This window comes from Sorangium sp. So ce362 (assembly GCF_051519845.1).
Lineage (GTDB): Bacteria > Myxococcota_A > Polyangia > Polyangiales > Polyangiaceae > Sorangium.
In genome coordinates this window covers 9,434,426-9,454,990 of the sequence record NZ_CP150332.1, presented here as the reverse complement: position 1 = coordinate 9,454,990, position 20,565 = coordinate 9,434,426, and the positions used below count along the sequence as shown (strand labels likewise).

Annotated in this window: 15 protein-coding genes; 8 read left to right on the top strand and 7 right to left on the bottom strand. The window is 71.7% G+C overall.

Annotated features, from left to right (window positions below; all coding sequences use genetic code 11):
* The first annotated feature begins 122 nt into the window (after positions 1-122).
* Complete coding sequence (locus WMF17_RS36435; protein ID WP_437645647.1) at positions 123-1,817, top strand: MYXO-CTERM sorting domain-containing protein; 1,695 nt, start codon at positions 123-125, stop codon at positions 1,815-1,817.
* A 10-nt stretch (positions 1,818-1,827) separates the two neighbouring features.
* Here the strand turns inward: WMF17_RS36435 and WMF17_RS36430 are convergent, their stop codons facing one another.
* Positions 1,828-2,388: a hypothetical protein gene (locus WMF17_RS36430; RefSeq protein ID WP_437645645.1), complete on the bottom strand. Its 561-nt coding sequence runs from the start codon at positions 2,386-2,388 to the stop codon at positions 1,828-1,830.
* Between the two features lie 239 nt (positions 2,389-2,627).
* Between WMF17_RS36430 and WMF17_RS36425 the strand changes: the two genes are divergently transcribed.
* Complete coding sequence (locus WMF17_RS36425; RefSeq protein ID WP_437645643.1) at positions 2,628-5,150, top strand: PAS domain-containing protein; 2,523 nt, start codon at positions 2,628-2,630, stop codon at positions 5,148-5,150.
* 52 nt (positions 5,151-5,202) lie between these two features.
* Here WMF17_RS36425 and argF read toward each other — a convergent pair whose 3' ends face one another.
* On the bottom strand, positions 5,203-6,138 hold the full coding sequence (gene argF, locus WMF17_RS36420; RefSeq protein WP_437597972.1) for an ornithine carbamoyltransferase: 936 nt from the start codon (positions 6,136-6,138) through the stop codon (positions 5,203-5,205).
* Between the two features lie 251 nt (positions 6,139-6,389).
* Positions 6,390-7,409, bottom strand: coding sequence for an RNA 3'-terminal phosphate cyclase (gene rtcA / locus WMF17_RS36415; RefSeq protein WP_437645641.1), 1,020 nt, complete (start codon positions 7,407-7,409; stop codon positions 6,390-6,392).
* Positions 7,410-7,525: 116 nt separating this feature from the next.
* Between rtcA and rtcR the strand changes: the two genes are divergently transcribed.
* Positions 7,526-9,154: an RNA repair transcriptional activator RtcR gene (rtcR, locus tag WMF17_RS36410; protein WP_437597970.1), complete on the top strand. Its 1,629-nt coding sequence runs from the start codon at positions 7,526-7,528 to the stop codon at positions 9,152-9,154.
* 189 nt (positions 9,155-9,343) lie between these two features.
* Positions 9,344-10,492, top strand: coding sequence for an ATP-binding protein (locus WMF17_RS36405; RefSeq protein WP_437597969.1), 1,149 nt, complete (start codon positions 9,344-9,346; stop codon positions 10,490-10,492).
* Positions 10,493-10,712: 220 nt separating this feature from the next.
* On the opposite strand, the gene WMF17_RS36400 is transcribed toward WMF17_RS36405, so the two are convergent.
* Entirely contained in the window at positions 10,713-11,192 is a 480-nt protein-coding gene (locus WMF17_RS36400) for a YbhB/YbcL family Raf kinase inhibitor-like protein (RefSeq protein ID WP_437597968.1), read from the bottom strand.
* 440 nt (positions 11,193-11,632) lie between these two features.
* On the opposite strand from WMF17_RS36400, the gene WMF17_RS36395 reads away from it, so the two are divergent.
* From WMF17_RS36395 to WMF17_RS36380, 4 genes are all read left to right on the top strand, one after another.
* A complete protein-coding gene (locus WMF17_RS36395) occupies positions 11,633-12,937 on the top strand; it encodes an SGNH/GDSL hydrolase family protein (RefSeq protein ID WP_437645639.1) in 1,305 nt (434 codons plus the stop codon).
* A gap of 157 nt (positions 12,938-13,094) precedes the next feature.
* Complete coding sequence (locus WMF17_RS36390; RefSeq protein ID WP_437597966.1) at positions 13,095-13,634, top strand: chalcone isomerase family protein; 540 nt, start codon at positions 13,095-13,097, stop codon at positions 13,632-13,634.
* 189 nt (positions 13,635-13,823) lie between these two features.
* Positions 13,824-14,411, top strand: a complete 588-nt coding sequence (locus tag WMF17_RS36385) for a TIGR00725 family protein (RefSeq protein ID WP_437597965.1) — start codon at positions 13,824-13,826, stop codon at positions 14,409-14,411.
* A gap of 246 nt (positions 14,412-14,657) precedes the next feature.
* A complete protein-coding gene (locus tag WMF17_RS36380; protein ID WP_437645637.1) occupies positions 14,658-16,343 on the top strand; it encodes a protein kinase domain-containing protein in 1,686 nt (561 codons plus the stop codon).
* 158 nt (positions 16,344-16,501) lie between these two features.
* Here WMF17_RS36380 and WMF17_RS36375 read toward each other — a convergent pair whose 3' ends face one another.
* From WMF17_RS36375 to WMF17_RS36365, 3 genes are all read right to left on the bottom strand, one after another.
* Entirely contained in the window at positions 16,502-17,281 is a 780-nt protein-coding gene (locus WMF17_RS36375; RefSeq protein WP_437597963.1) for a nucleotidyltransferase domain-containing protein, read from the bottom strand.
* Entirely contained in the window at positions 17,278-18,591 is a 1,314-nt protein-coding gene (locus WMF17_RS36370) for a DNA polymerase beta superfamily protein (protein WP_437645635.1), read from the bottom strand. Before WMF17_RS36370 ends, WMF17_RS36375 begins: the two co-directional genes overlap by 4 nt.
* A gap of 148 nt (positions 18,592-18,739) precedes the next feature.
* A complete protein-coding gene (locus WMF17_RS36365) occupies positions 18,740-20,272 on the bottom strand; it encodes a hypothetical protein (RefSeq protein WP_437645633.1) in 1,533 nt (510 codons plus the stop codon).
* Positions 20,273-20,565: the final 293 nt, after the last annotated feature.

The window sequence follows — 20,565 nt, the reverse complement described above, 5'->3', positions numbered from 1 at the left end:
GTGGCGCGGAGCTGTGGAATCTTATACCCCCTGAGCTCACCAGGAGGTGTAGAGTGGCCTACATGCCGCACACGCCTTATTCCTTGGTACCTCGCCGTCGCGCGGTTCGAGCCGCGCTTTCTTTGTTCCTCTCGCTCGCGGCGCTCGCGGGGGTCACGCCCGCCAGCGCCGCGGTGGAGCAGCTGGACGGCACCGATCTGCCTCAACGGGTCAGCGACGCCGAGCGCGGCCTCGTGACGAGCCGCGGGTTCCCGGCGAACGCCGTCACGCTCGATGGGCTCTTCATGTACCGGGGGGAGGACATCGATCCCGTGGCCGACGCGAGCACGGAACCGGGCGTCTTCTCGCCGCTCTGCGGGTTCACCGGGGAGCTCGTGCTGCGCGGGGGTGGGTGCAAGGTCGCGTTCGGCTGGTACAACGCGACCGCGACCGGCACGCGCCCGCCGGACAACCAGATCTACGAGCTGATCCCCGCGGACACGTCCGTGGCGTTCCAGTGCGAGGACGACGATTTCTGCCCGCTGGCCACGATGATGACCACCCAGGCGGGGCAGCACGACTGGACGCCGCGGCAGTTCTCGGCGGCGGACATCCGCGAAGATCCGCGGTACCAGGGCGGCCTGGTCGGCTTCGCGCTGATCGGCAAGGCGGGCACCTACTGCACCCAGACGAAGTACTCGCAGCGCGAGCTGAACACCGTCTGCACGGACTGCACGCCGAGGGCGCCGTGGGTGACCACGCTGATCTACACGTCGACCGCCAGCCCCGACGCATTCTATGTCGCCTTCGAGGACCTGCCCGTGACCGCGACGGATTGGCGCGCGAATGTGGGCGGGTACGCGAATGACGGTGATTTCAACGATTTCGTCTATTACATCACGGGAGTGACCTGCGAGGGCGGCGGCCAGGTCTGCGACACGGGCCTGCAGGGCGCGTGCGCCATTGGGAGGACGGGCTGCGCGACCGACGGCGATCCCGAGTGCCTGCCCGTCCTCGAGCCCGGCGAGCAGCGCGAGCGCTGCGACAACATCGACAATGACTGCGACGGCGAGGTCGACAACGGCGAGGGGCTCTGCGAGGAGGGCCTCGTGTGCAACCGCGGGTCGTGCGTGCCGTACTGCGGCCGCGGCGAGGTCGTCTGCAACGACGGCCTGGTCTGCGAGGAAGGCCTGTGCGTGGAGCGGGCGTGCGTGGGCGTGGCGTGCGAAGGCGGCCAGATCTGCATCGGCGGCAACTGCGTGGGCGGGTGTGACGGCGTCACCTGCCCCGCGAACCAGGAGTGCCAGCTCGGGCGGTGCGTGGATCTCTGCGCCCAGATCGCCTGCGAGGACGGCGCGGTCTGCGAGCGCGGCATCTGCCAGTCGAACTGCGGCTGCCGCACCTGCCCCGCCGGCAAGACGTGCGCGGGCGACGGCCGCTGCGTCGATACCGGCTGCGAGGACCTGACCTGCCCTGCAGGTCAGCTCTGCATCGGCGGGAGCTGCGCCGACGCGTGCGCGGGCGCCGTCTGCCCTGGCAACGCGCCGTGCGTCGGCGGGGTCTGCGGTGAGCCGCCGATCCACGGCGGCGTCACGGCCTCGAGCGGGGGCCAGGACGGAGGCGGCCTGTTCCTGGACGATCCGCCGGATCTGACCAGCGGCGCGGGCGCCGGCGCCGGCGCCGGCGGCGCGGATGGCGGCGCGCCCCGCAAGCCCGACTCTTCCTGCGCCTGCCGCGCGGGCGCGACGTCGGAGGGCTCGCCGGCCAGGGTCGGCCTGCTCGGCCTCGGTCTCCTGCTCCTCGCCGCCCGCCGGCGCCGCGCGCGCGCCGCGCTCTAGTCACCACCAGTCACCCGGCGGCGCGGGCCGCCATCGCGGCCGCGAGGGCCGCCACGAGGGTCGCCAGGAACCACGCGAGGTGCGCGCCGGGGGGCTCGCGCGCCGCGCCCCCGGCGGGCAGCGGGAACACAACCGAGCGCACCCGCCGCGAATCCGCGTCGACAAGGAGCACGCCGTCGACGTCGAACGCGAGGCGGTACTCGAGCAGCTGCCGCCGCGTCGCGGGCGTATCGATGCGCGGCGCGAGCCGGCCTGTCTTCACCTCGGCGACATACCGACTCCGGCCGTGCGCCACGAGGTAGTCGGCGCGGAGACCGACGGTGATCGGCTCGCCGTCGATCTGGACTCCATAGGAGACCGCGACCTGACGGCCGACGATGGTGTACCCGAGCTCGCGGAGGAGCGCCTCGGCGCGGGCCTCTCCCGCCGCGCCCTGCTCCCGGCATCGCTCGATCCGGCGCCGCTGCCGGGCGCTCCGCCACGCGAGCCGGAGCGTCTGGACCAGCCCGAAGAAGAGCGCCGCGCCGGCCACGGCCAGGAGGAGCTCGGGCGGTATGTCGCGGAAATCCACGCAGCGTGCGTTTACGCAGGAACCTGGAGTCCGGGCCAAGTTTTGTGCGAGGGGTTGTCAGCGGCCCGGCTGGCGCGCATGTCCACGCGCTCCTATTACAGTTTGCCAAGAGGCATACCGCCCGCTCGCGCGCTGCCGTGATCGCGCCCCGCTCCCGAGCGTGCCCGGCTGGTTGGTCAGGGATGCACATCGATCGTTCGCTAGAGTCCCCTTGTTTCCCAGCCGAGGCCCGTTCCTCCGTGGTTGACCCCGAGAGCAGGCATTGCGCGCAGATCCGCCTGCTCACCGAGGTCGGCCGCGCGCTCGCGGTGGCGTGCTCCGCGCGCGAGATTCACGAGGCTGTCCTCTCGGCGGCGAGGCAGCTGAGCGACGCCGACAGGGCCGTCTTGATCCTGAACGACGACGAGGGGCGGCCGGTCGTGCGATCCTCGCTGGGGCTCGATCCGGCGCTGCTCGCCGAGCTTCGCGGCCGCCCCCTGCCGAGCTTCGAGGAGGGGGTCGCGCGTGCGCTGCACGGGTCGGCCCACGTCGTCGCCGCCCCCCTGGTCGTCCGGGACCGCGTCTCCGGCGTGCTCGCGGTCGAGCGCTTCCGCCCGGACTCGGACGAGGGGGCCTGGCTGCTCGCGGCGCTCGCCGATCAGGCCGCGGTCGCGCTCACCAGCGCGGACGGGGCGGCCTCTCCGGGGCCCTCGGCCGTCGCGCGGGGCGCGGCGGCGCAGCGCGCTGACGAGACCGCCGCGCGCGACGGCAGCCGAGAGCAGGACGCGCGCCTGGAGGTGGACGTGCAGCGCGAGCGCTATCGTCTCCTCTCTCGAGCGATCAAGGACCCGATCTGGGACTGGGACATCCGGACGGACCACGTCGAGCGCAACGACACGTTTTACGCCGTCTTCCGCTACGCTCGCGAGGATACGGTGCCCACGGGCTCCTGGTGGCTCGGCCGCTTGCTGCCCGAGGATCGCGACCGCGTGGTGCGCGGCTTCGAGGAGAGCGTCCACGGCAGCGCCGACAGCTGGTCGGAGCACTACCGCGCGTACCGCGGCGACGGCTCGGTCGCCCGCGTGTTCGATCGCGGCTCGGTGCTCCGCGACGCGCGCGGCAAGGCGATCCGCATGGTCGGCGCGGTGGTCGACCTGAGCGAGCAGTTCCGGATCGAGAGCGCGCTCCAGGATCGAGAGGATCGGCTCCGGCTCGCCACGTGGGCGGCGGACGTGGGCACGTGGAGGATCGAGCTCGCGACATCCGCCGATACGAGGGACGCGAGCCTGAACCGCATCCTGGGCCTGGAAGAGCGCGAGACGACGCAGCCCATCGACGACTGGCTGAGCCGCGTCCACCCGGAGGACCGCGACATGGTGATCGCCGTGATCGAGCGGACCCTCCGCGCACAGCACATCTACGACATCATCCATCGCATCGTCCGCCCCGACGGGGCGATCCGGTGGGTCCACGACCGCGGGCGGCTCATCTGCGATCAGGACGGCTCCCCGCTGTTCTTGACGGGCGCTGTCGTCGACATCACCGAGCTGAAGCAGCTCGAGCGCGAGCGCGCGGATCTGCTCCGCCGCGAGCAGCAGGCGCTCGCCCAGTCGGAGCAGGACCGCCTCCGCGCCGAGGACGCGAACCGCATGAAAGACGAGTTCCTCGCGACGGTCTCCCACGAGCTGCGGACGCCGCTCACGGCGATCCTGGGCTGGGCGCGGCTGATCAAGGAGAAGGACATCGGGTCGGAGCGCGTCAAGCAGGGCATGGCGGCGATCGAGCGCAACGCCCACGCGCAGGCGCAGATCGTCGACGACATCCTCACGGTCTCCCGGATCATCACCGGCAAGCTGCGGCTGAACACGGTCGCGGTCGACCTCGCCGGCGTCGTCGAGGCCGCCGTGGACACCCTTACGCCGACGGCGAGGGCGAAGAACATCGAGATCGGCGTCGAGCTCGGCGACGCGCTGGGCCACATGAGCGGCGACCCGGATCGCCTCCAGCAGGTCATGTGGAATCTGCTCTCGAACGCGGTGAAGTTCACCCCGAAGGGAGGTCGGGTGACGGTCCGCGTGGGGCGGAGCGACTCGCAGGTCATGATCGCGGTCGCCGACAACGGCAAGGGCATTGTCAGGTCGCTCCTGCCTTATGTCTTCGACCGCTTCCGCCAGGGCGACTCCTCGCCCACGAGGGCCCACGGCGGGCTCGGCCTGGGGCTCGCGATCGTCCGCCACCTCGTCGAGCTGCACGGGGGCACGGTGGAAGCGGAGAGCCGCGGCGAGGGGGGCGGCGCCACGTTCACGGTGACGCTCCCCCTGCATGCGGCGCCATCCAGCGTGCGCGAGGGGCCGCCGCCTGCGCCCTGGCGCGTCGCGCTCGAAGACGGGGAGTCGACGCCGCTGAGCGGAGTTCACGTCCTCCTCGTCGAGGATGAGCCGGACGCCCGCGAGATGATCGCGTTCTTGCTGGAGGGAGCGGGCGCGCAGGTCACCACGGCTGGCTCGATGAGCGACGCCATGAGCGTCCTCGGGCGGCTGAGTCCCGATGTCCTGGTGAGCGACATCGGCATGCCGGGGGAGAGCGGCTACACGTTGATAGAGCAGGTGCGCGCGGCGGGCCGGGACGAGATCCGGGCGATCCCCGCGGTGGCCCTGACCGCCTATGCCCGGATCGAGGACCAGAGGAGGGCGCTCGCGGCCGGCTTTCAGAAGCACGTCGCGAAGCCGATCGACCCTGCCGCCCTGGTGAAGGTGGTCGCGGACCTCGCGGGCCGCCCGTGAGCCGCGATGGGGAGGGGTGGATTCTCGCGCCTGCTCTCTCCCCCTCTGGGCCTCAGGCCAGCTCGACCTCGAGCAGCCACAGCATCAGCGCCTTCTGCACGTGCAGCCGGTTCTCGGCCTGGTCCCACACGCGCGAGCGCGGCCCTTCCAGCGTCTCGTCGTCGATCTCCTCGCCCCGGTGCGCCGGCAGGCAGTGGAGCACGACCGCGTGCGGCGCGGCCTTCGCCATCACCCCCGCGTCGACCGTCCAGCCGGCGAACGCGGCGCGGCGCCTCTCCGCCTCGCCCTCCTGCCCCATGCTCGCCCACACGTCGGTGTTCACCACGTCCGCGCCCGCCGCGCCCTCGCGCGGGTCGTTCACGATCGTGACGTGGCCTGTCGCCCGCGCCCGCTCGACCTCGTCCGCGGGCGGCAGGTACCCCTCGGGCCCCGCGAGCACGAGGTGGAAGTCGAAGCGCGGCGCCGCCTCGAGCCACGAGCGCGCCATGTTGCTCGCGCAGTCGCCCAGGAAGGCGACGCGCCGGCCGGCGATGCCGCGCCTGTCCCCGCCCGCCGCGAGCGCCTCCTCGATCGTGAAGATGTCGCTGAGCACCTGCACCGGGTGGCCGTCGTCCGAGAGCGCGTTGATCACCGGCACGCTCGCCTCCGCCATCTCGAGCAGGCGCGCGGTCGACGACGTGCGAAACGCGATCGCGTCGCAGTACCGGGCGAGCACGCGCGCCGTGTCGCGGATCGGCTCGCCGCGCGCGAGCTGGCTGCCCTGGGTGCTCAGCACGACCGGCTGCGCGCCGAGCTGCGCGATCCCGACCTCGAACGACACGCGCGTGCGCGTGCTCGCCTTCTCCAGGACCACCGCGACGGAGCGGCCGGCGAGCAGCGTCGCGCGCCGCCCCTTCGGCTCCTCCTTCAGGCGAGCGGCGAGCCTGAGCACGCGGTGCGCTTCGGCCAGGGTCATGTCCGTCATCTTGAGGTAGTCGCGCTTCGCCATTGTCCCGCCTTCCGCGTCGCTGCCGTGTGCGCTGCCGTCCAGAGATGCGCGCCCCTCCGCCGCGGAGGAGCCCGCGATGAGCGCGCCGTGCGCCGCCGTGATGTGGCACAACCGGGACGCCGCCGTCAATCCGCCGCTCGCCACCGTGGCGAGCGCGAGCAGCGGAGTCCGCGAGGCGCCGTGTCGGACTGCGGCCGTCTCCTCCGCCCCCGGCGCGAGGCGCCGCGCGACTCGCGCCCTCGGCCGGGCCCTCAGCGCCCGATCTCGATGTGCCACCCCCCCTCCGAGATCGGCTCGACCGACGCGCGGATCCCGAGGAGATCGCGCAGCAGCTGCAGGTGGGTCGTCGTGTGCGACGACGGGCGCACCGTCCGGAACGCGCCGCGCCCCGCGAGGGCGATCGGCAAGAGCAGCTGATCGGCCAGGTGCTCGCCGACCGGCACGCCCGCCGCGAGGTAGTCGCGCGCCTCCTCCGCGGCCTTCGCGCCGACCGACTCCGCGCGCACGCCCCTCTCGCCGAACCCGGTGAACACCTCGGTCACGTGCTCGCTCTCGACCGCGATCGTGATCACGTTGCCCGGGCCGTGGCCGCCCCTCAGCACGCTCGGCCTGAAGCAGGCCGGCTCCCAGCCGAGCACCGCGGCCGCCGCGTCGAGCTCTCGCAGCGCGACGGCGCTCGGGAGGTTCGACACCGTCGCCACCGCCCTCCGGCCGCGGAGCTCCCCGCGCGAGAGCAGCTCGAGCGGCGCGAGCGCGGGCACCGGCGCGATCGAGACGCGGGCCAGCCCGCCGCCGGCCGGATAGAAGCCGGGCGTCACGAGCGTGGCGGTGATCTCCGGCCCCATCCGCCGCACGAGCGGCAGGTAGGCGAGGTCCAGGAAATCGAACGGCGGCGCCATGGGGTTGTGCGTGCCGCCCTCGAGCGTGAGCGTCGACGGCGCGGGCGCGCGGAGCAGCGCCGGGAGGACGGTCTGCAGGACGAGCGTCGTGCTCCCCGCGCTGCCGACCCGGAACGTGTGCTCGCCGGGCACGATCGCCGTCGGCCGGAACACGATCTCCTGCGACCCGAGGGCGGCGCCCGACACCTCGGCGCGGCCGACCTGGGCGGCGGCCTGGACCGAGGTGAGGTGCTGCCGCATCAGCCCCGGGCGCGCGCGGCCCTTGCGGATCGAGGTGATCCGCACGGGCGTCTGCGTGATCAGCGAGAGGCTGAGCGCCGTGCGGAGGATCTGGCCCCCTCCCTCTCCCGTGGATCCATCGATGGTCAGCATGGCGGTCGACTCTCCCTCGATGAGCGATACCACGACCCCCGGCCGCGGCTCACCCCGATCGCAGGGCGCTGGCGAGGGCGCTTATCTGCCTGTATAAAGCGACTAGAGAACCCTCTATGACCCGCAAATCCACGGTGGTCCTCGGCATGCTCGGCCCGACGCTCGACACCGGCAAGACGCCGGAGCGCTGGTCGCGGTGGCGCCCGAGCGTGGCGCTCTGCCAGCACGAGGACCTGATCGTCGACCGGTTCGAGCTGCTCTACCAGCGCCGGTTCGAGGCGCTGGCCGGGACGGTGATGGGCGATGTGCGGCACGCCTCGCCGGAGACGGACATCCGCGGTCACGTGGTCGAGGTGGACGACCCGTGGGACTTCGAGGCGGTGTATGGCGCGCTGCACGACTTCGCGAGGGCGTACCCGTTCGCGCCGGACCGGGAGGATTACCTCATCCACATCACGACGGGCACGCACGTCGCGCAGATCTGCCTGTTCTTGCTCACGGAGTCGCGTTACTTCCCCGGGCGGCTCATCCAGACGTCGCCGCCGAAGCGCGACCGGACGGAGCTCGCGGCCGGGTCGTTCACGATCATCGATCTCGATCTCTCGAAGTACGACCGCATCGCGTCGCGCTTCCAGAAGGAGCAGCGCGAGGGGGTGTCGTTCTTGAAGAGCGGCATCGACACGCGCAATGCGGGGTACAACCGGCTGATCGAGCGGATCGAGCACGTGGCGATCGCGTCGCGCGCGCCGATCCTGCTCATGGGCCCGACGGGGGCGGGGAAGTCGCAGCTCGCGCGGAAGATCTACGATCTCAAGAAGGGTCGACGGCAGGTGAGCGGCGATTTCGTGGACCTGAACTGCGCGACGATCCGCGGCGACGGGGCGATGTCGTCGCTGTTCGGGCACACGAAGGGCTCGTTCACGGGCGCGCTCAAGGACCGCCCGGGTCTGCTCCGCAAGGCGCACGAGGGGGTGCTCTTCCTCGACGAGATCGGCGAGCTCGGCGCGGACGAGCAGGCGATGCTGCTGCGCGCCATCGAGGAGAAGGCGTTCTTGCCTGTCGGCTCGGACAGGGAGGTGCGGAGCGAGTTCCAGCTCCTGGCCGGCACGAACCGCGATCTGTCGCAGGAGGTCGCGGCGGGGCGCTTCCGGGAGGATCTCCTGGCGAGGATCAACCTGTGGACGTTCCGGCTCCCGGGCTTGCGGGAGCGGGTCGAGGACATCGAGCCGAACCTCGATTACGAGCTCGACGCCTCGGCGCGGCTGCTCGGCGTGCGGATCACGATGAGCCGCGACGCGCGCGAGCGGTTCCTCCGGTTCTCGACGTCGCGGGAGGCGCTGTGGCCTGGCAACTTCCGCGACCTCAACGCGGCCGTGACGCGGATGGCGACGCTCGCGCCCGGCGGCCGCATCGGGCCGCCGATCGTCGAGGAGGAGATCGCGCGGCTCTCGGAGGCCTGGCGGCGGGCGCCGGCGGCTGGCGGCGCCGGCGGGGGAGAGGAGGGCGAGGACCTCGTGGTCGCGGCGCTCGGCGCGAGGCGGGCGGCGGCGCTCGACCATTTCGACCGGGCGCAGCTCGCCGAGGTGCTGCGGGTGCTGCAGAGCGCGCGGTCGCTGTCGGAGGCGGGACGGGTGCTGTTCGCGGCGTCGCGGGCGAAGAAGAAGAGCGTCAACGACGCGGACCGGCTGCGGAAGTACCTGGCGCGGTTCGAGATCGCGTGGAGCGAGGTGGCGGGGGGAGGGTAGGGAACGGAGATTTCCGTTCCGATGGCCGCGTCAGCGCCGGCCTGCCGTGAGCTGCCGCGCAAGCGTACGACTGCATGCTTCCTTCGGGTTTCTCCCTGGGAGCGTATCGGGATTCACGGCGGTGGCGGACTGCGCTCCGACGCACGACAGAGCACGCCTGCGTCAGGACAAAAGCCCAAAGGAGCTCATGTGACACAGCCGTTGTCGCGCGTTACGGTCCTGCTCCGTGAGCGGAAGGATGAGCTCCTACGTGAGTGGACATCCCGCCTGCGGAACGATCCAAAGATCCCCCAAGCCAGCGCGCTCAACGAAGAGGAACTGAAAGACTACACGCCCAAGCTGCTCGACGACCTCATCGATTCGCTCTCGCAGAGCGCGCGAGCAGGCAAGGCAGGCGGAGCCAGCGGCCAGGAGATCGGCAGCTCGGACGCCGCGAAGGTGCACGTGTCTCATCGCCTGGCCCAGCGCTACACGCTCGCGGAGGAGCTGCGCGAGCTCAGCGTCCTTCGCTCCTTGATCGTCGACATCTGCGCGCGCGAGAGCGTGATCCTCGGCGGCGAGGAGGCCGATCTCGTGCACGCGACGCTCGACGAGGTGATGATCACCGCGGCCGTCGAGCTGGAGAGGGCGAGCTCCGCCGAGCTCCGCCGCGACGTCGTGCTCCGCGAGCTGTTCATCGCGGTCCTCGGGCATGACCTGCGCAATCCGCTCGCTGCCATCCAGTTCGCCACCGCCTCGCTGCTCAAGCGCGAGGACGTCACGGCCGCCGTGGCGCGGGTCGTCCAGCGGATCGCCGCGAGCAACGACAGGGCGGCGCGGATGGTCGAGGACATGCTCGACCTGACGCGCATTCGCGCCCACGACGGCCTTCCGATCGAGCCGAAGCCGGTCGATCTAGGCTCGATTTGCGAGCAAGTGGTCGCGGAGCTCGAGTCCAGTCACCCGGAGCATACCCTCCACTTCAAGGCCCGAGGCGACGCGCTCGGCACGTGGGATCCGGGCCGGATAGGGCAGCTCATGTCGAACCTGATCGGCAACGCCGTCGACTACAGCCCGCCCGAGGAGCCGGTGCAGGTGGAGCTGCGCGGGCAGAAGAAGGCCGTCGTGTTCGAAGTGAACAATCGCGGGATCCCGATCCCGCCCGAGCTGTTGCCGGTGATCTTCGATCCGTTTCGCCGGGGCGAGCAGAGGCACGAGGACCTGCGGCGGTCGAAGGGGCTCGGGCTGGGGCTCTTCATCGCCAAGGCGATCATCGACGCCCACGGAGGCTCGATCCAGGTCACGAGCACGCAGGAGGAGGGCACCACGTTCCGCGTCACGCTCCCTCGTTCATCGTAGCCCGGTCGATCGCCAGCCGAGCGCGAGCACGGCCCGCTCGACGGCCAGCGCGTCGCGCGAGCGCTGGGTGCGGTCGATGGCAGAGCTCGCGCGCGTGGATTGCACGAAGGCTCCCGAGCAGCTCTCGGCGGCCCCGGCTGCGCTCTGATTCAGGCGGCGAGGGCTGGCGCCGCTCGGTCCCGGCGGGAGCGCGTGGGGCTCCGCAAGAGCCGCTGAGACGTCACTGCCCGCGCTTGGCGTACGTGCCCATGAGGATCGCTTGCGCGAGCACGTGGCCCTTCATCGCAGCCTCGAGCTCGCGCCTGGTCGGCGTGCCGAGGTCCGGCAGCTCGGTGTCGAGCGCGTACAGATCGAAGAAGTAGCGGTGGCGCCCGATCGGCGGGCTCGGGCCGCGCCAGCCGCTCTCCCCCCAGTCGTTCAGGCCCTCGCGCGTCCCCGGCGGCAGCGTCTGGCGCGTCGCGCCTTCAGGGAGCGACCGGGCGTCGGCGGGCAGACCGTAGAGCACCCAGTGGACCCAATCGCGCTTCGGAGCCTTCGGATCGGGCGCGTCGGGATCGTGGACGACGAGGGCGAAGCTCTTCGTGCCCGGCGGCGGGTCCGACCACGGGAGCGGAGGCGACACGTCCTCGCCGTCGCTGGTGTAGCGCGCCGGGATCGGCTGCCCGTTCGCGAAGCTCGGAGAGGTGAGTTGGAACGTCATGCTCACCGGAGAGGCACGGGCCATACCCGGAGTGAACGTGCAAGGCGGGTGAGCTCGGGCGGCCGATCAATCGTGGTGTGGCGCTTTGCAGCCCGGCGGCCGTGAGGCCCACCGCACGAGCGAGCGGGGCCGATGGCTCTTGTCGAGGAGGCCGTGTTCGAGTCGCCCGTGTGGCGCCCCTGGCGGCGGCTGTCGGCCTCGACGCGGAGCGCCGCGCTGTCGATGGAGATCGGATGATATCACCATCTCTGTACATTTACCGCTTCAGTTAACGGTCGCATCCCCTCGGTGACATCGGCATGTTCCGCTGAGATTGACGTCACGGCGCGCTTGACTTTACCGGTTCATCTCATCGGCGCCGATCGATGACGGAGGTCGCCTCCGCTGTTGATCGTGGGCCCCCGATGCCCCAGAGTGCCCGGCTCTGGAGGTCAGTTTCGATGGCTTTGCGTTCATTTCACCAGTCAGGTCTCCTGGTTCTTCTTGCGCTTGGGACGGTCGCGCTCCTGCCGGCCTGCTCGGACGACGACGGCGGCGCGTCCGGCAGCTCCGGGGGCACGGGCGGCGCGTCGGCGAGCTCCAGCGGCACCGCCGCCCAGGGCAGCGGCGGCGCGGGCGGCGGCACCGGCGGCGCCGGCGGCGCCGGGAACACGGGCGGCGCCGGGAACACGGGCGGCGGCGGCAGCGGCGGCGGTCCGGACGCGCCGGGGCTCACGCCCAATCCCATCATCTCCCGCGGCAAGCCCGCCTTCGCCTCGAGGGGGACGGCGTCGGTCATCAACGACGGCAAATACAGGTCGGCGGGGACCTGGATCGCGGGCAAACCCATCACAGGCGAGCCGGCCTGGGTCGCCATCCAGGTCGGCAGCGGGTACGAGCGGCTGCTCCTGAGCTGGTCGGCCTCGTACAACTACAACTACACGGACGTGCAATACGGCGCGCCGGACGCCTACCGCGTGGAGACGTCGAGCGACTCCACGAACGGCTCGGACGGCACCTGGAAGAGCGTCGCCGAGGTGACCGACAACCCGGTCCGCACGCGCGCCCACAACTTCGACTTCGGCGGCCAGAGCTGGGTCCGGCTCGTCGTGACCGAGGCGCCCGCGGCGTCCGACGAGTCCGGCGTCCAGCTCGACGAGATCGACGTGCACGACATCTCGAACGGCGCGGAGGACACGTGGTTCTTCTTCGGAGACAGCATCACGGCGTTCGCCTACGACCGCGACACCCCGGCCACGCAGCCGAGCTTCGCGGAGAACGTGCACGCGGCGCACGAGGCCCACTACCCCGCGATGATCAACGGCGGCATCGGGAGCGAGCTCACAGGCGACGCGCTCGACCGCCTCGATGAGGCCCTGGAGCTGAACCCCGATTACCGCTTCTTCGCCATCGGCTACGGCACCAACGATTCGTGGGGCAACCACACCGACGCGAGCACCTTCAAGTCGAACCTGCAGGAGCTCATCGACAGGATCGAGGCCGCGGGCCGCGTCCCGGTGCTCGCGCGCATCCCGTTCTCGCCCGACGGCAACCACGACACGCTCGATGTGTTCAACCAGGCGATCGACGAGCTCACGCTGGAGAACGCCCTCGTTCCAGGGCCGGATCTGTATGCGTGGTTCGAGGGGCACCCCGAGCAGCTCCAGCCGGCTCCCGACCAGGTGCACCCGCTGCCCGCGGGCCGGATCGCCATGAACAAGCTCTGGGCCGAGGCCGTGGACGCCCTCTACTCCGGCCAGCAGTAGCGCGCGACGGCGCCAGGCGACACGAGGCGACACGCCGGCACGAGCCTTGACTCCACGCGGCCGCGAGGGCTAGCTCGCTCCGGCGCGCGGCGAGCCCGAGGAGCAGCGCTCCTCCTGGGGGGGCTCGGCCGGCCCGCGCACTTCCAGGGGGTCTCCGATGAAGCTCATTCCCAAGAAGGTCGTGGTCGTGGTCGCCGCCCTCGTGGCCCTCCTCGCCGCCGCCGCCCCGCTCCGGGCCGCGGACTGGGTGCTGACAGGCGCCGGCGTCCGCGTGAAGACGATCGCCTTCATCGACATCGACGTCTACGAGATCAGCCACTTCATGAAGCAGGCGCCCGCGTTGAAATCGAAGCAGGCGGTGATCGACGCCGACGTGCCGAAGAAGTTCGTGTGGCGGATGATGCGCGACGTGGACAGGGAGAAGATCCATGACGCCCTGACTGGCGCCTTCGCGATGAACGGCTATCAGGATCAGGCGAAGATCGAGGCGTTCCTGGGCGCCTTCAAGGCGGAGCTGAAGGAGGGGTCGCACGTCACCATCCAGTACGACCCGGAGAAGAAGAGCACGACCGCGCTCGTGGGCGGCAGCAGCGCGAGCGTCGCCGGGGCGGATTTCATGAGGGCGGTCTGGCGCATCTGGCTCGGGAAGATCGATCAGCCCAGGCTGGGCGAGCAGCTCATCGGCCGGCTCAGGTAGCGCGGCGCGCGACGAGCGCCTGCGGCGCTCCCGGGACACCCGGCGCCGCGATGGCGCGGCGCCGCCGGCCGGCCCGCGCGCGGCCCTGAGCGGCCTTGCCACGCTGCGCGGGAAGCGACACGATGCGCCTCGCGACCGGGCCGAGCGCCACGTGACGCGGCGGCTCGCGGGCGCCGGAGCGGAGCCGTGATGGACGACGATCGGGAAGAGGAGGACACGAGGCGGGACATCGCTCCCTACGTGCCGCGCCGCCCCGTGATGGCGGTGATCGGCAACGGCCTCGCGCTGGACGCGGAGACCGAGGCCCTGTGCGTCGAGCTCGGGCGGCGCGCCGTCGAGGCGGGGTTCCGGCTGGTCACCGGCGGGCTCGGGGGCGTCATGGCCGCCGTCTCGCGCGGCGGGCGCGAGGCGACGACCTGGCGCGACGGCGATATCGTCGGGCTCCTGCCCGGGTACGAGGCCTCCGCGGCCAACCCGTACGTCGACATCGTCGTCCCCACCGGCCTGCAGATCGGGCGCAACATCCTTGTCGTCGCGGCGGCCGACGTCGTTGTGGTCGTCGGCGGGGGCGCGGGCACGCTGAGCGAGATCGCCGTCGCCTGGCAGCTCGGCAAGCCGCTGCTCGCGCTCGCGGCGAGCGGGGGCTGGGCGAGGCAGCTCGCCGGAGGGCGCGTGGACGACCGGCGCTCGGATCACATCGCGTCGGTCGCGAGCGCGGAAGAGGCCGTCGCGGCGGCGTGGGACCTCGCCGGCCGCGGCCGCGCCGGCCGGGCTTGAGTCGCCTCCGCCGGCACGACGAAGACTGGCGCTCTGGCGGCAGCGCGCATGACGTGGCCTGTCGGGAGATCGCGGCACGCCTCCCCCGACCTCGGATCGCGGGAGAACGCGGCACGCCTCTCCCGACCTCGGATCGCGGGCCATTGTGCCCGAGCGTCGATGAGCGAAGAGGGCCAGTGGCTCCGGGCCACCTCCACGTGGGCCGTCGAGCCAGCCGCGAGGCAGCCCGTGCTAGGCTCGGCGCCGATGTCGGAAGCGGAAGAGGAAGAAATTCGTCGGCTGAAGGCCCGCGTCGGGACGATCTTCCACGGCAAATGGCGGCTCGATGCGCTGATCGGGGCGGGGGGAATGGCGGCCGTCTACGCGGCCACCCATCACGTGGGGCACCGCGTGGCCATCAAGGTCCTGCACCCGGAGAGCGCCGTGTCGCGCGAGCTCCGCGCCCGCTTCGAGCAGGAGGCGCTCGCCGCCACGCGGCTCGGCCACCCGGCCGCGGTGCAGGTCCTCGACATCGACGTGACCGAGCAGGGCGAGCCGTTCCTTGTCATGGAGCTGCTCGACGGGGAGAGCCTCCGCGAGCGCGCGTTGCGGCTCGGCAGCGTCCCCTTGCCCGAGCTCCTCGCCCACGTGGACACGCTCCTCGAGGTGCTCCGGGCCGCGCACGACGCCGGGATCGTCCATCGGGACATCAAGCCGGACAACCTCTTCGTGACGCGCGACGGGCGGCTCAAGGTGCTCGATTTCGGGATCGCGCGCATGAAGCAGGGCGGCGCCGGGCTGAAGACGCGGACGGGCGCGATGCTGGGCACGACGAGCTACATGGCGCCGGAGCAGATCCTCGGGAGGAACGTCGACGGGCGGGCCGACCTCTACGCGGTGGGCGCGACGATGTTCACCCTCCTCGCGAACCGGCGGCTCCACGACGCGGACGCGCTCACCGAGGGAGAGCTCCTCGTGAAGATGAGCACGACGCCGGCTCCCCCGCTCGCGACCGCCGCGCCCGGCGTGGATCCGCGGGTCGCGCGCGTCGTGGACCGCGCGCTCGCCTTCCAGGTCGAGCGGCGCTATCCGGACGCGCAAACGATGCTCGCCGACGTGCGCGCCGTGCGCCGGGGCGAGGAGCCCCCCTTCGCGACGGCGATGTCCCCGGGCGCGGGACCGCCGGCGATGGCGGTGCCGGCCGCGTCGGCCGTCTCGACGGCGCCTCTGCCGGCTCGGCCCCATCCGGGCGCGGGCGCCGCGCCTCTACCGCGCGCGCCGGGGCCACCGCAGCTCGTCGTCGTCGGCGGGGTGGCGGTGCTCCTCTTCTGCGTGGGCCTCGGGGCCGTCCTGCTGCTCTGGCCCTCCCGCGATCAGGGCGCCCGCGAGGGCGGCGCGCCAACCCCGGTGTCCCTCAAGGACATCGCGCAGGCCAAGAGCTCCCTGGCGCCCGCGGTCAGCGCCGTCAGCTGCGCGCCGGGCGTGCCTTGCTCCTGCGGGGGCGGCAGCCCGGGAAACGCGCCGAAGAGCTGCCAGCTCACGTGCGGCGATGCGTCCGGCTGCCGGCCGAGCTGCTCCGATCGCGAGGTCTGCGAGAGCCGCTGCGCCGGCGACTGCCAGTCTTCCTGCGCGAGGAGCACGTCGTGCGACACGAGGTGCACGGACAACTGCTCTGTCGACTGCCGCAATGCAGAGACGTGCCAGGCCACCTGCGGCGCCGGCTGCTCGACCACCTGCGAGGACGTGGGCAAATGCCTCTTCGTCGTGGGCAATGGCAGCGTCGTGAAGTGCAACCGGGTTGGAGGGTGCGAGGTGACCTGCACGGGCTCGTGCGCTGTGTCGTGCTCGAATACCGGAGGGGGATGCCCGGTGACGTGCCAGGCCCAGGGGCCCGCGGTGAAGTGCCGCGACGGCCGCAAAGCGTGCGGGGACGGCTGCTCGCTGCCGCGGTGAGGCGGCGATGCGGCGGCGGCGCCGGTCATCGCGCTCGTCGCTTCGACCAGTCTTCGAGCTGGAGATCCTTGAATCGAGCGAAGTCCTTCGTATTGGCGGTCACGAGGACAAGCCCGTTCGTCTGCGCGAGGGACATCTGTGCAAGCCCCCTCCGCGCCTCACAGCCGCGCCTTGCGCAGCGCGAGCAGCCAGTCGTTGAGCTCGCCCTGGTTCGGGGGCTCCTCCGGCAGCGCGGCGTGATCGTGGGCCGCCTCCAGGGTCGTGAAGGCCCGGGAGATCTGCTCTGTCCAGCGCGCGGCGATGTCCGGCGCGAGCGCCGACTTCTCTCCGGCGCGCTTGGCCTCGACAAGCTCGCGCGCGGCGCTGAAGCCGTAGAGGTCGAGGAGCGCCGTCACGTCGGTGACGATCTCGCCTGTCCGGAGCGCGTGGGCGCCGGTCAACGTGGTCCTGAGGACGTAAAGGAGCTTCTTCACCGACGCGCGGCCGCCCGCCTCCCAGGCGCGGAGCTGGCTCGTGGCGAAGCCGACGTAATGGCGGAAGATCCGGCGCGACAGCGCGGCGGCGACGAGCGGGCGGAGCGAGGCGAGGTCGGGATCGACGTGGAGCTGGAGGGGGCCGAGGATCCGCTCGATGTAGTTGCCGTTGCCCTGGAGCACGCCGAGGAGGACGGGGTGGATCTCGTTCGACGTGTAGTCGATCTCGACGCCGTCGATGACCTCCATCCGCGCGGGGCTCGCGTTGCTGCGGAGCAGGCCGAGCAGCTTCTCGGTGGGCTCGACGTGCACCGCCTTGAGATCGAGGTCGCTGTCGGGCGAGGGGAAGCCGTAGGCGTGCGCGCCGCTCAGGGCGATGACGAGGTGCGGCCGCCTGGCCTCCTCCTCGGCGATGACGCGCGCCGCGACCTCCTGCTGCTTTGCATCGAGCACCTGAGCGTTCATCCCTCGTCCTTTCTCTCGTCGTCGCCGCGCTCCTCGCCGCGCGCGCGCCCGGCGTCTCCCTCGTCCCAGACCGCGACCGGCGCCGGGGGAGCGTCCTTGCCGAGCGGGCCCGGCGCCGCGGCGAGGTGCCGCCGGGCGATCTCCTCGCGGACGCGCCGGAGGAGCGCGTCGGCGCGGGGCACGTCGGGGTGCGGCGGCAGCTTCGTCGCGAGCCGCGCGGCCTCCAGCTCGGGCGTCATCGACTCGGCGAGCTCGATGGTCCGGTCGAGCGGCCAGGCGCCGGTCTTGATGGCGAGGAGCGTCTCGCGGAGGTCGCCCTGCACGACCAGATCGACCTCGCCGTCGCGCAGCCAGCGGATCGCGGTCGCGATGAGGCGCACCAGGTTGTAGGCGTTCTTGGGGCGGAGGTCGCGGGCGGGGTCGAGCGAGGCCCTGCCCTCTCGCGCGAAGGCGGCGAGCGAGGCGAAGTCGCGCGCGGGCAAGAGGCCCTGGTCGTGGAGCGAGCGGTACAGCTGCTTGATGTACTCCTTCGCCTGGAGCTCCCGGTCGGCCTCGGTCGGCGCGGCCCGCGGGCTGATGGCGGCGAGCTTGCGGGCGACGTCGTCGAGCGACAGCGAGGGGTCGTGGGAGAGCCAGTCGAGCACCCGCTCCCGGTGCTCGGCCAGGCGGTGGGCCTGCGAGAGCCGCTTGAGCTGCGAGAGCGCGTAGCGGCCGAAGCTGCCGTAGATGGCCGACGAGACGAACGCGGCGCGCGCCTCGAGGATCCACGCGCCGATCTCGTCGCGCGCCTCGGCGGTGCGGACGAAGAGCAGCTCGAGGGTGTTCGGATCGGCGCGCAGGGCCTGTCGGATGGCCTTCTCGACCTCCCAGTACGAGGCGCTGCCGTCGGTGCTCACGAGGTCCCGTGGCGGCTCGGCGAGGCCGGTGGTCCAGGGGAAGGGGAGGGCGAAGACGCCGCGCCGGTCGGTGTCGGACCCCTCGTGCGCGAGCCCCCACGCGCGCGACCCCACGACCGCCTCGAGGACGACGGCGGGCAGGAGCGCGTTCCAGGCGGCGCTGCGCCGCTCCGCGTGCCGCACCTGGCCGGTCTTGCGCGGGACGAGCTCGTCGCGGCGGTAGCGGACGACGCCGACGCCGACGAGCATCACGTCGAGCTCGGCGCCGGCCGAGCCGACGACGCGCCCGATGGCGCCCTGGGGGATGCGGCGTTCGTCGAGGACGCGGTCGACCCGGGTGGTCACCTCGGTGCCGTGGGGCAGGGGGACGGCGAGCGGGTCGAGGTGGGTGAGGCCGCGCAGGCGGAGCTCCATGAGAGGACGCTACCACGGCGACCCGACCCAGGTTGGCGCTGCGACCCGCCGACCCGACCCAGGTTGCGCCGACCCGACCCAGGTTGCGCATGGGTCAACCCGGGTCGGGCTTGGCCCATGGGTCAACCTGGGTGATAACCCCTGGCGGTCATCGCTCGACAAGCAGCGCCGGGCTGCCCGAGAGGGCGAGCGTCACCTTGCCGCCGCTCGCGTCGGCGGAGGTCTTCGCGCCGTCCCACGCGTGGACATCGAACCCCGTCGCCGTCGCGAGCTCGACGTTCGCGGACGCGTCCTCCGTGTCGCTCGGCGTCACGGCCCAGAGGGCGATGCGGCGTTTGCCGTCCTTCTCGAACACGGCGCCTCGCGCGTCCCGCGGCAGCGCGAGCTCCTTCGTCGCGCCGTCATCGTACGACGCGCCGAAGAGCACCTCGCCGAGGGTGGTGTACGCCTTGCCGAGATCGGTCTTGGTGGCCTGATCCACGCTGGCGAGGGCGCCGACGTCGTTGTAGAGCCCCATGTGCGAGAACACATCGTCGCTCCCCTCCTCGCCGTTCGATAGAATGAACCAGTCGACGCCCCCGATGCCGTGTGCCTGCGCCATGGTCATCATCTTGATGAGGTAGTTGCGCGCGTACTCCGGGCTCCCCACCTCCGGGTACTCCGGCGTCGGCGCGAGCGGCGCGCCGTTCTCCGAGACGTTCCACCCCTGCACCTGCGCGCCGGCGTCGGCGAGCGCCGCGGCGAGGGCGTCCTTCGATGCGAGGAAATCGTCGACGGACGCGTCCGAGCTCTTCGGGCTGAAGATCGGGTAATAGTGGAAGTCGAGGACGTCGACGTAGGCGCCGCCCTTCTCCGGGTAATCCGGCGTGACCGCCCCGCCCTCGGGGTTATCGGTGTAGCGCAGGATCGCCGAGAGGAACGACGGGTATCCGATGCCCCCCGTCGCGATCAGCGCGTCCGGGTCCGCCTTGCGCGCCGCCTCCTTCGTGACGCGCAGCATTCTTATGTAGTCGAATATCGATCCGTTGAACCGGGGGAGATCGGCGGCCTTGGGCGGCTCGGTGACCCACGCCTCGGTGACGCGCCAGTCGGCCACCCAGTCGGGCTCGTTCCACACGTGCCACACCTGGATCCAGTCCTTGTAGGTGTCCACCGTCCGGTACACGTAAGAGGCCCACGCGTTGGCCGGGTTCACCGTTCCATCGGCCGAGAAGATCGGCTCGTAAAGGCTCTTCGGGATGTAGTGCTCGTTCTGCCAGTCGGCCGCGCCGGGCGGCGCCGTCGTCAGCTCCACCGACTCGGATCCGATGAGAAACCCGAGGTGCTCGGCCATGCCCAGGGCCGCATACGACTGGATATCCCCGAGCTCGATATCGTATCCCCACGCGGCGAAATGGGCCGCTGGGAGCTTGACGCGGAGGCTGCGGACGCCCGCTCGCGCCGCGAGCGTCCCCTCCTTGTCGTCGCCCCAGGCCGCATTGCGGTGGCCGAGGTTGGCGCCGTAGCGGAACGCGTGAGGGAGCCCGGCGCTCCCTCCTCCCCCGGAGCCGGCGCTCCCTCCTCCCCCGGAGCCGGCGCTCCCTCCTCCCCCGGAGCCGGCATCGCTGCTGCCTGGCGACTCGTCCCCCGAACCACACGCAACGATAGCTGAAGCGCACAGCAGCACGGACCATCGACGCATGAACATGCCTCCTTCCGGCGGATGCCGGGAGGCCAGCGTAGGGGATCCGGCGCAAGCGAGGACGTCCGGTCTCCGGTCGACGAGCGCGCGCCTGCGGGGGGCCACATCCAGCGCGCCGCGGGCGATCGCCTCGTCGAAAGAGGCGAGCAGCGTGGCCACCCGGGCGGGCATGCCCCGCCTCCTGCATCACCCCGGGCGAGGCGCAGGGGCTGTCTACTGGCACAAGTCGTATGAGCCAAGATGAGCCACATTGGCTGGTGACCGTCGAATGGAGCGCGCGGAAGCCGAGAATG

Coding starts and splice junctions, on each gene's coding strand:
- argF (WP_437597972.1), bottom strand. CDS start 6,138: ATGGCGAAGCGCGACTACCTCAAGATGACGGACATGACCCTGGCCGAA.
- rtcA (WP_437645641.1), bottom strand. CDS start 7,409: ATGCTGACCATCGATGGATCCACGGGAGAGGGAGGGGGCCAGATCCTC.
- rtcR (WP_437597970.1), top strand. CDS start 7,526: ATGACCCGCAAATCCACGGTGGTCCTCGGCATGCTCGGCCCGACGCTC.
- WMF17_RS36400 (WP_437597968.1), bottom strand. CDS start 11,192: ATGACGTTCCAACTCACCTCTCCGAGCTTCGCGAACGGGCAGCCGATC.
- WMF17_RS36395 (WP_437645639.1), top strand. CDS start 11,633: ATGGCTTTGCGTTCATTTCACCAGTCAGGTCTCCTGGTTCTTCTTGCG.
- WMF17_RS36390 (WP_437597966.1), top strand. CDS start 13,095: ATGAAGCTCATTCCCAAGAAGGTCGTGGTCGTGGTCGCCGCCCTCGTG.
- WMF17_RS36385 (WP_437597965.1), top strand. CDS start 13,824: ATGGACGACGATCGGGAAGAGGAGGACACGAGGCGGGACATCGCTCCC.
- WMF17_RS36380 (WP_437645637.1), top strand. CDS start 14,658: ATGTCGGAAGCGGAAGAGGAAGAAATTCGTCGGCTGAAGGCCCGCGTC.
- WMF17_RS36375 (WP_437597963.1), bottom strand. CDS start 17,281: ATGAACGCTCAGGTGCTCGATGCAAAGCAGCAGGAGGTCGCGGCGCGC.
- WMF17_RS36370 (WP_437645635.1), bottom strand. CDS start 18,591: ATGGAGCTCCGCCTGCGCGGCCTCACCCACCTCGACCCGCTCGCCGTC.
- WMF17_RS36365 (WP_437645633.1), bottom strand. CDS start 20,272: ATGCGTCGATGGTCCGTGCTGCTGTGCGCTTCAGCTATCGTTGCGTGT.